Annotated in this window: 12 protein-coding genes and 3 tRNA genes; 5 read left to right on the forward strand and 10 right to left on the reverse strand. The window is 39.0% G+C overall.

What is annotated here, in order from left to right; all coding sequences use genetic code 11:
• Positions 1 to 3: 3 nt before the first annotated feature.
• Positions 4 to 408: a hypothetical protein gene (locus VEIS1202513_RS07720; RefSeq protein ID WP_231723924.1), complete on the reverse strand. Its 405-nt coding sequence runs from the start codon at positions 406 to 408 to the stop codon at positions 4 to 6.
• 429 nt (positions 409 to 837) lie between these two features.
• Positions 838 to 2,403, reverse strand: a complete 1,566-nt coding sequence (hcp, locus tag VEIS1202513_RS07725) for a hydroxylamine reductase (RefSeq protein ID WP_005377073.1) — start codon at positions 2,401 to 2,403, stop codon at positions 838 to 840.
• Positions 2,404 to 2,677: 274 nt separating this feature from the next.
• Here hcp and VEIS1202513_RS07730 point away from each other — a divergent pair, with 274 nt between their 5' ends.
• Positions 2,678 to 3,403 carry a Crp/Fnr family transcriptional regulator gene (locus VEIS1202513_RS07730; RefSeq protein ID WP_213467217.1) on the forward strand — a complete coding sequence of 242 codons (726 nt, stop codon included), beginning with the start codon at positions 2,678 to 2,680 and terminating at the stop codon, positions 3,401 to 3,403.
• A 148-nt stretch (positions 3,404 to 3,551) separates the two neighbouring features.
• On the opposite strand, the gene VEIS1202513_RS07735 is transcribed toward VEIS1202513_RS07730, so the two are convergent.
• The 4 genes from VEIS1202513_RS07735 to VEIS1202513_RS07750 form a co-directional block, all read right to left on the reverse strand.
• The gene (locus VEIS1202513_RS07735) at positions 3,552 to 5,423 is read right to left on the reverse strand and encodes an LPO_1073/Vpar_1526 family protein (RefSeq protein ID WP_213467218.1); all 1,872 of its coding nucleotides are present in this window, start codon (positions 5,421 to 5,423) and stop codon (positions 3,552 to 3,554) included.
• A gap of 9 nt (positions 5,424 to 5,432) precedes the next feature.
• Positions 5,433 to 5,984 (reverse strand): TIGR01440 family protein, encoded by a 552-nt coding sequence (locus tag VEIS1202513_RS07740; RefSeq protein WP_105094198.1) that lies wholly within the window; start codon positions 5,982 to 5,984, stop codon positions 5,433 to 5,435.
• 265 nt (positions 5,985 to 6,249) lie between these two features.
• On the reverse strand, positions 6,250 to 6,810 hold the full coding sequence (locus VEIS1202513_RS07745; protein WP_005385442.1) for a Fe-S-containing hydro-lyase: 561 nt from the start codon (positions 6,808 to 6,810) through the stop codon (positions 6,250 to 6,252).
• A gap of 19 nt (positions 6,811 to 6,829) precedes the next feature.
• Positions 6,830 to 7,672: a fumarate hydratase gene (locus VEIS1202513_RS07750; protein ID WP_009660830.1), complete on the reverse strand. Its 843-nt coding sequence runs from the start codon at positions 7,670 to 7,672 to the stop codon at positions 6,830 to 6,832.
• Positions 7,673 to 8,414: 742 nt separating this feature from the next.
• Here VEIS1202513_RS07750 and VEIS1202513_RS07755 point away from each other — a divergent pair.
• The 4 genes from VEIS1202513_RS07755 to VEIS1202513_RS07770 all read left to right on the forward strand — a co-directional run bounded on the left by VEIS1202513_RS07755 (position 8,415) and on the right by VEIS1202513_RS07770 (position 9,664).
• Positions 8,415 to 8,490 (forward strand) — tRNA-Asn (locus VEIS1202513_RS07755).
• Positions 8,491 to 8,494: 4 nt separating this feature from the next.
• Positions 8,495 to 8,569, forward strand: a tRNA-Glu gene (locus tag VEIS1202513_RS07760).
• Positions 8,570 to 8,572: 3 nt separating this feature from the next.
• Positions 8,573 to 8,648: transfer RNA gene (locus VEIS1202513_RS07765), tRNA-Val, on the forward strand.
• A gap of 107 nt (positions 8,649 to 8,755) precedes the next feature.
• The gene (locus tag VEIS1202513_RS07770) at positions 8,756 to 9,664 is read left to right on the forward strand and encodes a hypothetical protein (protein ID WP_156720012.1); all 909 of its coding nucleotides are present in this window, start codon (positions 8,756 to 8,758) and stop codon (positions 9,662 to 9,664) included.
• 70 nt (positions 9,665 to 9,734) lie between these two features.
• Here the strand turns inward: VEIS1202513_RS07770 and VEIS1202513_RS07775 are convergent, their stop codons facing one another.
• From VEIS1202513_RS07775 to atpG, 4 genes are all read right to left on the reverse strand, one after another.
• On the reverse strand, positions 9,735 to 10,091 hold the full coding sequence (locus VEIS1202513_RS07775; RefSeq protein WP_213467219.1) for a hypothetical protein: 357 nt from the start codon (positions 10,089 to 10,091) through the stop codon (positions 9,735 to 9,737).
• A 148-nt stretch (positions 10,092 to 10,239) separates the two neighbouring features.
• Positions 10,240 to 10,647, reverse strand: a complete 408-nt coding sequence (gene atpC / locus VEIS1202513_RS07780) for an ATP synthase F1 subunit epsilon (RefSeq protein ID WP_213467220.1) — start codon at positions 10,645 to 10,647, stop codon at positions 10,240 to 10,242.
• 3 nt (positions 10,648 to 10,650) lie between these two features.
• Positions 10,651 to 12,075: a F0F1 ATP synthase subunit beta gene (gene atpD, locus VEIS1202513_RS07785; protein WP_105084942.1), complete on the reverse strand. Its 1,425-nt coding sequence runs from the start codon at positions 12,073 to 12,075 to the stop codon at positions 10,651 to 10,653.
• A gap of 18 nt (positions 12,076 to 12,093) precedes the next feature.
• Entirely contained in the window at positions 12,094 to 12,948 is an 855-nt protein-coding gene (atpG, locus tag VEIS1202513_RS07790) for an ATP synthase F1 subunit gamma (RefSeq protein ID WP_105094202.1), read from the reverse strand.
• Positions 12,949 to 12,950: the final 2 nt, after the last annotated feature.

Here is a 12,950-nt window from a genome sequence, read left to right on the forward strand (position 1 = left end):
CAACTAATAGATCCCATCCCCTAAAGAATTAATATCAGCAATAATATTAAAAATAAACATTAGGATAAGGCAAATTACTATAGGGAGAACAGTATAAAAATCCCATTTTGCCTTTTTTATAAGTACATCCTTTCTTTCCTCATCCAATGCTGAATCTTGAATAATAGCCCCTCTTCTTAGCCACAATTCTACAAGCCAAAACAGGGCTCCTGTTATGCTTAATATTTTAGCTACAACCCATTGATAATATAGTGTATTTAAAAGAATGAACCAAAAAATACCAAACCCAACTTCCGTATAAAGCATTACTTTAGATCGTTTAATATTAACTTTCTTTAGCTCAAAATAAGGATGCTTTATAAAATAGAGGCAGTATAAAAACATTAAAAACAGTGAAATACCAAACACAACGTCCCCCTATAAAACTACAACTCATTACGTAAAAAGAAATAAATACCGTTACGAATAATTATATAAGTAGAACTCATCTAGTAGCAACTCAATTCCCTGCCACCCCATTACTATTCTCGTAAACGTTGTTCTAAGAGTTTGTATATTGATGGGACTTATATTCCACAAACGTTTTACTAATGGGCACCACCTATTGAGGGCCGACTTACGCGTCGTATGGAGGCATGAGATAGGTGGTGCCCATTAGTAATCTAATTGTCGTAATAATGTCGGGCCCCATCAATATACAGCCACTAACAGATATCTTTCACAAAAATAGTAAAAAACGCACCTTAGGCGAACCTAAGGTGCGTTATTTATAACAACAGTCCTAAATCATAAAAGAGAGGGGAAGTAGGACTGTAGTTAATAAGTTAATGGATCCTATTAGCCCAAGATAGCTTTCATGTCAGCTTCTGGAGTTGTAATTGGATGTAATTGGAATTTTTCTACCAAAATGTTCAATACATTGCTGGAGAAGAATTTAGGCAAGGAAGGTCCGATGTAGATGTTGCGGATACCCAATGCCAACAATGTTAACAAGATACATACTGCTTTTTGTTCGTACCAAGACAATACCAATGTTAATGGCAAGTCGTTTACGTCACATTCAAATGCACCAGCCAAAGCTACTGCTACTTGAATAGCGGAGTAAGCATCGTTACATTGACCCATATCAAGGATACGAGGGATACCACCGATTTCACCGATGTTAAGGTCGTTGAAGCGGAATTTACCACAAGCCAATGTCAATACTACAGTATCATCTGGAGTTTGTTTTACGAATTCTGTGTAGTAGTTACGGCCTACTTTAGCACCGTCACAACCACCAACTAAGAAGAAGTGTTTGATTGCGCCAGCTTTTACAGCGTCGATTACTTTATCAGCAATACCCAATACTGTACCGTGACCGAAACCAGTAGTTACTTCGTGACCACCGTTGATGCCAGTGAATTCTTGAGCTTCTTTGTAGCCGCCCAATTCGATTGCGCGTTCAATAACAGCGGAGAAGTCTTTAGTGCCATCAGCTTTTTCTTCTACGTGTGCACAGCCGTCGAAACCTACCATATCTGTAGTGAAGATATTAGCTCTGTAGTTTTCTTTTGGTGGCATAATGCAGTTTGTAGTGAACAAGAATGCGCCAGGAACGTCAACGAATTCTTTTTGTTGGTTTTGCCATGCAGTACCGAAGTTACCTTTCAATTGAGGATGTTTTTTCAATTCAGGGTAAGCGTGGCAAGGTAACATTTCACCATGAGTATAGATGTTTACACCTTTACCATCAGTTTGTTCCAACAATTGATTCAAGTCGTGAAGGTCATGACCAGTTACAACGATGAAAGGACCTGGTTCTACAGTCAAAGGTACTGTAGTTGGTACTGGAGTACCATATGTTTCAGTGTTAGCTTTATCAAGAATAGCCATGCATTTCAAGTTGATTTGACCGAATTCCATCAACAAGTTCAACCATTCTTCAGCACTGTGGTCTTTAGCGAATTCTACCATGCCTTTGATGAACCAAGCATCAACTTCAGGATCATGGAAACCAAGGCGTGCAGCATGCCATGCATAAGCAGCCATACCACGCATACCTAACAATAATGTGGAGCGAAGGGATACGATATCTTCTTCACCTTTCCACAATTGTTCCCAATCGAAGTTTTGAGCTGCGCTATCGATTTTTGCATGATAAGCGTTTACTTCGTCGATGAATTCTTGAACGCGGTCTTCAGAGAAGTTTACGTTTGTTACACACATGAACAAACCACGCATTAAATAGTCAACGCCTTCTTTAGTTTGGCCTTTTACGTCTAAAGCGCGTGCTAAACCAACTAAAGCAGCAGTTAATTCGTCTTGTAAGTTAGCAACTGGTGCAGTTTTACCACATACACCTTGTACAGTACAGCCGCCTGGTGCTGCAGATTGTTCGCATTGATAACAGAACATGCTCATTTAAAAATCCTCCTTTGCGAGACTTCCTCGCATTCAAGCTAGATAATATAAAACCTATACATTACACTGATGAATTATCAGGTGTCTGATTGATTACATTTGAAAGTATAACGTAAAGATGATACAATTTCTGTAGCTTGAGCAACAAATAAAAAACTTTTTCAAAATTTTTACCTGACTCCCCTTGTGGAACAGGTAGGTCATTTGACCTTATACTATTATTATACAATAATCATTTAAATTTACTATAGACTTCGTCACACCGGAGGTGCTCATGAAGCAAATACTTTCAAACGATATTATCAACCAATATCTGCCCACTCTTATACACTGTCCTCTATTCAATAAATTAGGTGAGCCTGAATTAAAAGGCTATTTACATAATGCAAAGGTTATTGTTCATAGCTATAAGAAAAATGACTTCATCGCCCTCTCTGGGGATCCTATGGAAGGCATTGGCGTTATTCTCGAAGGTAGCGCTTTACTGACTCGAGAAAATGTTATGGGCCAACGCGTTATTATGGCTAACCTTGAACAATCTGATATTTTTGGTGAAGCATTACTATTTAGTAAGCAACCTCTATGGCCTGCTACTATTAAGGCTACGAAGGCTACAAAAATTATGTTCATTCCGCTCGAAACATTTATTGATACATTGCCAGATTGCCAACAATGCCAAACTAAAATCTTATCTAACCTATTAGAGGACTTATCTGAAAAAGCTATTCTCCTTACAAGAAAGGTTCATTATCTTACCTTGAAAGGTATGCGCGAGAAGATTTTCGCGTACTTAACAGACATTTATAAACGTCAGCAGTCTACAACAATCCATTTACCACATAACCGCGAGCAAATGGCAGAGGTACTCAATGTATCTCGCACAGCACTTAGCCGCGAACTCGGTCGCCTAAGAGATGAAGGCATTATCGATATTACAGGCCGTACAGTAACACTAAAAGACGTGGAAGGAATCGAAGAATTCGGTTTTAATAGCTTCTAGCATATCTTTTAACCTATAATAAAACTAATAATATACAATAAACGTAAAAAGGTCTCCCTATATAATCTAGGGAGACCTTTTAGTATACAGTTATTATTTCTTTAGTATTAGTTCTTTAGCATTAATTCTTTACAATTAATTTTACACATTAGAACCAATGAGATAAATCGAATTCTTCACCAATCGTAGCTTTCACATGAGCACGACCTAAATATAGGCCAAGTAATGTTAAACTGATTTTAGACATAGGCGTATGATCAAATACATCTGCTAAATCTAAGAGAACTGGAGAAATATCATCCATAATATCACGTGCTTCTTGACCTCTGAAAGCAGTCGGTTTACTCTTCATAAGAGCGATGAGATCTCGTTGTACCATAGAATCGGAAATGCGTGTTTGTCTAAAGAATCGTGGTGCTAAAGACTCATCAACCAAAGCCAATTTATATAGATTGGAGTTCAAGCTACGCACTACATAGCGCGGATCCACACCATGACCATCGGTAGCACGGAAGAGTTCCTCCTTGGAGAAACCACGATAATTGAACACGAATGGATAAGAATTGGATAATACTTGGGCTAATGTAATCGGTTCACGTTCCTCTTGTGTACAGCGTAAGTAATCTAATTGACGATAGAAAGAATTATTTTGAGGTAAATCAGAAATAAATGGCTCAATATATTTCTCTACATAATGTTGGAAATGAATTAATCCATAATTATTAGAGTTTCTAGAATATTGTAGCAATAGGGTCAATGCCATGACTTGGAAATGACCTAATGTCAAATGTGGCAATACACGTAACGCATCAAAGGCTACAAGGTACGGCGTACTAGACTTAGGCGATTGTACTACATCTAAGAACGAACCTAAGGCGGCGGATTTCATCCACTCTGTATTCGTAGCAGCATAGGCCTTTTGCATACTCATCAAGGCTTCTTGAATAACAATATTATCAAGAAGTGCGTTGACTTCAGCTAACTTTGTAATATTAAGAGCTGCTAATGCATCTCTTGTAATAGATTCCACATAATGTTGTGTATCTCCATGCAACACGCCGAAGGCATGAATAAATGGCGCGATTGCCAATTCAATACATTTATCTTCATGTGCCGCTTTAGCCCATTGCCCTGTCGGTACCTCTTCTTCAACCATACTAGCGGCTGCCAATTGAGCCTCTATTTCTGAAGCATCAAACAAGCGTGTTTCATCCAATACAGATGGGCCTTCTGCTGTTTTAATCTCATCGACACCACCAATCATTTGTGTAGCCTCAATATGTTCTGCTTCATCAGCTTCAAGAGCCTCTACAGATTCGCCCATAGCAATCGTATCCTCTACAGAATTAGCGCGATTGCGAAGTTCATCTGTAACAGCATCAAGAACAATAGTCTTATCCATCAATGGAGTGGAATGATGCTCACTATTAGAGCGTTTACCATCAGAAACTGCAGGCATTATAATAGTTTCATCATTACTATGTTCTGTTGGAGCAGATTCTGTCTTCTCTAGAGAACCAGAATTTACTTGAATAGATTCATGTGAAACAGATTCATGCGGAATAGAATCAGCAGAAACAGATGTATCTTGAACAGGTTCTTGTCCTTTTAAGTCAGCTTGACTTGATTTAGTCTCAGTCTCGCCTGCATGATGACCTAAGGCCAAGGAATATCCTATTTCGGAGTTTTCCACATGTAATTGATTACCATCTCGTCGGTTATAAGATGTATCTTTATGAGCTTCCACAGGTTCAGAAGCATTAGAATCCTCATTATTCTCTAACACAGAGGCCGTATACACATTGGTTCCACCTTCATGTGTAACAGTTACATCGCCTACCCTAGATTCATTAACGGACTTTTCTCTATGATGTTCGCCATCAAACTTAGTAACAGATCTATCATGGTGCTCATCTTTAGCTTGGCTTTCACTATCATTACGATTAAAAACGGCGTAACAAATGGCAAAAAATCCAAGCGCTACAACAGCTAATACAAAATATGGTATTACGTTTGACATACTATCCCCCTACATCAACGCTTCATTATATGCAGCACGTTCACCACCAATGCTCTTAGGTCGAACACGACAAGCAGTTACATGAGCCTCACCAATTTCTTTAATACTGAGGCGCACTGGTACAGTAACATGTTTCATATGCATACCTATGAAAGTGTCCCCGATGTCGATACCTGCATCAGCTTTAATAAATTCAACCATCACTGGATCGTCAAAACGTTCATAGGCAGTAACAGCCATGGCTCCACCTGCATGACGTTGAGGTACTACATTAACCTCTTCCTCCCAAGTTACTGCACTACGTTCCATAACAAGAGCTCGATTAATATGCTCACAACATTGAACAGCCAAATTAAGACCTTTAGCTTTAACAGCTTTATATATTTCATCAAATAGGATCTGAGCCACATCAATGTGGGAATCAGTGCCAATTTTCTTACCCATAACTTCGCTAGTGGAACAACCCACCACGAATAATTGACCTTCTCGAACCTTTGCCAAATCTAGCAATTCAGCCATCGCTGTACGCACTGACTGACGAATAGTTTCTACAGAAGTCATGATATCGCCTCACTCACTTTGAATGTATAAATCTATATGTATATTATCACAAAATGGACAGAATCGGTAGACTTTACTCTACTAAACAAAAGTGAATCTAACATAATAATATATAAACTATAAAAGTAATTTCATATATTACTATCATACTAATAAACAATGTAATAATCATTAAATATATACATGTACAGTGATAATTATTGATCTCTATAGATAAAAAAGAGGCTTGCATTAGCAAGCCTCTTTCAATCACTCAACGGTGATATTAGATTTTTCTATAAGGTTTTTGGCCTTGTTCGTAGAAGTTGTTACCTTCAGTATCGCCAACTACGATGCAAGGGAAATCTTCAACTGTCAATTCAGCCAAAGCTTCTGGACCAAGTTCACCATAAGCAAGTACTTCGTATTTTTTGATGGATTTTGCAATCAATGCTGCAGCGCCACCAACTGCTGCGAAGTATGTGCAACCATTTTTCTTCATGGATTCAACTACTGCTGGTTTACGGGAACCTTTACCGATCATGCCTTTAATACCTTGATCAAGCATTGTTGGTGTGTAAGCATCCATACGACCAGAAGTTGTAGGACCAGCGGAACCAATTGGGTCACCAGGTTTTGCAGGTGTTGGGCCAAGGTAGTAAACGAATTTGTTAGTCCAATCGATTGGTAATTTTTCGCCACGTGCTAAAGCTTCAGTCATAACTTTATGAGCAGCGTCACGAGCGGAGTAAATTTTGCCAGTGATAAGAACGCTATCACCAACTTTTAATTTACGGGAAAACTCTTCATTATATTCTTCAGTATTAATGCGAATTGTTTCAGCCATTGTAATTACCTCCTACCGATTAAAGTACTACGTGTTTATGACGAGCAGCATGACACATAATAGTAACAGCAACAGGAAGGCCGGCGATATGAGTTGCACCCCATTCGATGTTTACACCGATACAAGTTGTTGTGCCGCCCAATTGTGGACCGATACCAGTTTTGTTAACCATTTCCAAAATTTCTTCTTCCAATTTTGCATACTCAGGATCTTTGTGAGGAGTGCTAATATCGCGAAGCAAAGCTTTTTTGGACATAACAGCTGCTTGGTCCATAGTACCACCAATACCAACGCCAAGTACGATTGGAGGGCATGGGTTAGGGCCAGCATGTTTTACGATTTCAAGAACTGCATTTTTAACGCCTTCAACGCCATCTGCAGGTACCAACATAGCTACGTCAGATTTATTTTCAGAACCGAAGCCTTTAAGTTCTACGTTGATTTCTACTTTATCGCCAGGAACGATATCGATGTAGATGATTGCAGGTGTGTTGTTTTGAGTGTTTTTACGGTTGAACAATGGTTCTGCTACAACGGATTTACGAAGGTAACCTTCTACATAACCTTGAGCAACACCTTCATTGATAGCTTCTTTAAGATCGCCACCAACGAAATGAACATCTTGACCTACTTCTACGAATACCAATGTCATACCAGTATCTTGGCAGTATGGACGATCTTCAGCATCAGCAATTTCTGCATTTTTGATGATTTGATCGAGAACGATGCAACCAACTGGAGACTCTTCTGTTTCACGGCCTTTTTTCAAGCCTTCATAGATGTCTTTTGGCAAGTGGTAAGCTGCGTCCATACACATTTGACGGACTGTTTTTGTGATTTCAGATACTTGAATCTCGCGCAAGATAATCCCTCCTCAGGAACATAGTTGAATATTAATTCTAAATTACCGTGAGATAACTTTTAACTCTCAAGTGTATAAGACATATGTTTCTCATACACATCGAGATTAACTCTATGCATCAATCGTAACACACAACATACATGCTTTCAACGGCTTAACTATACAGTTTTCTCAATGCTTTTTCATGTTTTGAGAATTATTTTCATGAATATTGCTGTATATATTTCGGTATTTCAATAGTTCTTTTTCATCATATTTTCGACTATAAAAACTATATTTCCAATATGATAAAAGTCATAGTTAATCATAGGTTGAAAGAATTTTTATACCCTATATATTAATCCACTTTTAGAGGCCAAAATTAGGTTGAAATCACCGTATAAATGCAGAGTATATCTAAGATGATAAATACACTTTCAGACTACTTGATATTATTTTTCAAATAAAAGGTTTAAACTTTTTTGTAATGCATATGTATACCGATTATATTCAATATACTTATATTGCTAACTCTTAGTAAAATATCCCTCAAGATATCTCTATAAACACAGTATTTATCTGTGTTTATTCATTTATATAGATTATATTAATTTTAATGACTTACTTATCAAAATTTTTAATAATTGATTTTTTGTATAACGTTATGTGTTTTAGTCATAGTTAACGTCTTTTGATTTATAGTAATTTTAAAAAAAACGCTTGCTTTTATAATTAATCTAACATATAATAACAATCGTACCATTCCTCGATAGCTCAGTTGGTAGAGCAATCGGCTGTTAACCGATCGGTCGTAGGTTCGAGTCCTACTCGAGGAGCCATTCTGGCCCGTTGGTCAAGCGGTTAAGACACCGCCCTTTCACGGCGGTATCCCGGGTTCGATTCCCGGACGGGTCACCATATGGACGATTAGCTCAGCTGGGAGAGCGCCTGCCTTACAAGCAGGATGTCGGCAGTTCGATCCTGTCATCGTCCACCAGACCTAGAAGCAAGCATAAAGCTTGCTTCTTTTTTTTGTATATGTGATATAATAGTACCAGTTGTTTTGTTTGTGAATTTTAAAGAGTCTTATTTAGAGGAGGAACTATGTTTTATACATTCGGACGCTATAAACGTTCGCTACTTACAGTACTAGGTGTACTATTGGCATCTACACTCGCTACAGCAAGTGCTGCCACTATTAATATGAGCCAGTTAACATCAAATACCGCTCAACCGGTAGTCATTAACTCTATGCCATCCAATGTAGATACGACTACCCCTACATTACAAGCCGATAATAATGGTCAACCTATTTTGAAGGTTGCAAACACACCTGTTTCAACACCAATTGTTGGAACACCTGAAAAAGCGACTATCAATACTTCTAATTCTAATTATGATGGTCACTTAGATAATTTCCCTAGTCGCAAAGTTACAATTGTTGTACCTGCAAAATTGCGCAACGAAAACACAGCCCAATTAGGTCGTTACATGACAGACCGTCTATCTAATACGCTTAAGTATCCATACTATGATACAGCAATCGTAAGTACTAATACGCCAACAGCTGAAATTAGAGCTGTTGACCTTGCACAAATTGCAGCTGCACAAAATTCTGAAATTGTTATTATGCCTGTACCATTACAAGACGTATATGTACAAATCAATGGTGTTAATAGCCCATATGCATATAATAATGATGATCGTGAAATGTATATCGCCGCAAAGGTAAATGCACTTTTATATTATTACGATGTGAATGATCAAGTAATTCACACTGTACGCAGTGGATTCAATCAAACTGATGATTCCTTAACAATGCCAACACATAAGGCTGTATGGAACAAAGTTATGACTGTATTACTTGATAAATTACCATACAAACGTATTCCAACAGACCGCGACCGCTATCAAGCGCCTGGCATCAACTCTGAATCTCCAGTTGTACTTGACTTCCAAGTAGAACAACCTAGAAATACTGCTTACTCCTTAAAAGGTGTTAGCGTATTATAAGAGACACAAAAAAGACCGTTAAGCAATTGCTTAACGGTCTTTTTGTATTCACCTATTAACTATACATAACTTAGTGAATCAAGCCGATTAATCTAAGTTGATGCTCTGTAAAACCAGCATTTCTTAAAAGTGCAGTAAATGAACTACGGAAGGAATCAGACAAATCGCTTACGTAATAAATTGAATCATCATCTTTTACACTTGCTGTACTTGTATTAGTAGTCGCAGCATATTTAGCATTATCAGCTTCATTTTGTTTAACCATGTTAGCTCTAAAAGCATCATTTGTAGGAGTTTCTACTGGTGGACGAACCGAGTCAGTATATTTATAACCATAAGATGCGTCTACATGTGTTCCTAGTGTAGATGCACCAAAACAGCATGCTAATACAGCAAAAGCAATGAAAGATTTTTTTGATACGTTCATTAGAAAACCTCCAAATTAACACAATAAGTCATTAAATTTAAATGACAAATTTTAGTATAAGTAGATGACCTTAATGTTAGATGAGTGTTTCCTATAAACAAAATGAAATTCTATAGAAAAAGGCTAGCCCTATGGCTAGCCTTTTTCTTTATAGTTGTTTAGTTACATGCAAGCGCAATAATGCACGTTGCAATGCCGCTTCTGCTCGCTCTACATCAATATCAGGTGTAGGATTAGCCAAACGGCCTTCAGCACGTTCTTTGGCACGCTGAGCACGTTCCACATCAATGGATGCTGGATCTTGGCAATCTGGTGTTACAATACTCACCTTATTATGTTCGATTTCACAGAAGCCACCAAATACGGCAAGTTCACGAGATGTTCCATCTGGTTGGTCTATGCGTAATGGCGCTAAATCTAATGCGATAATCATAGGTGCATGATTTGGCAAAATACCAAATTGACCATCGATAGCTTTACCTACAAAGAATGTAGACTTGCCTTCAAAGACAATTGCATCAGGTGTGATTATTTGTAGGGTCATAGGTTCCGCCATGGATTATTCCCCCTTCTCTTGCATTTCCTTTGCTTTTTGAACGGCTTCATCGATGGTACCAACCATGTAGAATGCACCTTCAGGTAAATCATCATGTTTACCATCAAGGATTTCTCTAAAGCCTCTCAATGTTTCGGACAATGGTACGTATTTACCAGGAGAACCAGTAAATACTTCAGCTACGAAGAACGGTTGACTCAAGAAACGTTGAATCTTACGCGCACGAGATACAGTCAATTTATCTTCGTCAGACAATTCTTCCATACCAAGGATTGCGATAATATCTTGAAGATCTTTATATTTTTGCAATACTTCTTGCACGCCACGCGCTACTTCATAGTGTTCTTCACCAAGTACATGTGGGTCCAAAATACGGCTTGTAGAATCTAACGGATCCACCGCTGGATAGATACCAAGTTCCGCAATGGAACGAGACAATACTGTTGTCGCATCCAAGTGAGCGAATGTTGCCGCTGGAGCAGGGTCAGTTAAGTCATCGGCAGGTACGTATACAGCTTGTACTGAAGTAATAGAACCTTCTTTAGTAGATGTAATACGTTCTTGTAATGCCCCTACGTCATTAGCCAATGTAGGTTGGTAACCTACGGCAGATGGCATACGGCCTAAGAGGGCAGATACTTCAGAGCCCGCTTGGATAAAGCGGAAGATGTTATCGATAAACAAGAGCACGTCTTGTTTCTTCACATCACGGAAATATTCAGCCATTGTAAGGCCTGTAAGACCTACGCGCATACGTGCCCCAGGTGGCTCATTCATTTGGCCATATACAAGAGCTGTTTTGTTGATAACGCCGGACTCTTTCATTTCGTTCCACAAGTCGTTACCTTCACGAGTACGTTCGCCTACACCGGAGAATACGGAGTAACCACCGTGCTCTGTGGCAACATTGTGAATCAATTCCATAATTAATACGGTTTTACCTACACCGGCACCACCGAAGAGGCCGATTTTACCACCTTTTACATATGGAGCGATAAGGTCAACGACCTTAATACCTGTTTCCAAGATTTTAGTATCTGGAGAAAGGTCATCAAATTTAGGTGCTGGACGGTGAATAGGCCATTTTTCATCAGCTACAACTGGAGCTGGATCATGGTCTACAGTTTCACCCAATACGTTAAAGATACGACCCAACACGCCTTCGCCTACAGGAACCGCAATTGCAGCACCAGTATCTTCGGCATCCATATTACGGGTCATACCGTCAGTAGAGCTCATCGCAACACAACGTACAGTATCGTCGCCTAAGTGTTGCATAACCTCTACTACAATTTTTTGTCTATCATGTGCCTTATGATCATGGTAGATGTTGATGGCGTTGTAGATGCTTGGCAAATGACCAGCATCGAAGCGCACGTCTACAACTGGGCCAATGACCTGCACAACTTTACCAATATTATTACTCATCGACAAATGTCTCCTTATTTATTGCAAGGCATTAGCGCCACCAACGATTTCAGAAATTTCGTTTGTAATGCTAGATTGACGTAACTTGTTATATTCAAGACCTAAGGAATCAATGAGTTCCCCTGCATTATCTGTAGCAGATGTCATAGCTGTCATACGAGCACCCAATTCACTTGCTGCAGATTGCAACAATCCATTATAAACAGTAATCTCTAAATATTTTGGTAACAACGCCTCCAAGACAGATACAGCAGATGGCATGAAATCATACTCTTCGCCCTTTACCTCATCTTGTGGTTGCTCTATCGGCAACAAGCGCTCAGCCTGTGCAATTTGCGTCATAGAATTTACAAAACGTGTATAGATCATGATGACTTCGTCAACTTCATGACGTTCGTATAGTGAAAGTGCTTCATGCATAATGGCACGGGCATGTTCATAAGAAGGTTTATCAGAGAAGCCTGCATAGGACTTATCGATATGAATTCCTCTTGATTTCATGCTGTCTCTAGGCTTTTTACCTGCCGTGATAACACGGTATGTATCGGAAGATTTACCATGCAATTGTTCCATAGCAAACTTCAACACATTAGACGAGAATGCCCCTGCAAGGCCCTTATCGGCACCTATTACGATATAGCATGTGCGTTTTATAGGGCGTACCTCTAACAAAGGGCTGCTAAAGCCTTCTAAATCACTATTAGACATATGACGCAAGATTTGCCCAATCTTCTCTGCGTAAGGACGAGTACCTTCCGCTTTCGTTTGCGCCTTACGAAGACGAGCAGAGGCTACCATCTTCATCGCTTTTGTAATTTGTTGCGTATTGGTAACACTTTTTATGCGTTTTCGCAAATCTTGTGCACTAGCCATAC

It is taken from the genome of Veillonella orientalis (assembly GCF_018406505.1).
In the GTDB taxonomy this organism is placed as follows: domain Bacteria; phylum Bacillota; class Negativicutes; order Veillonellales; family Veillonellaceae; genus Veillonella; species Veillonella nakazawae.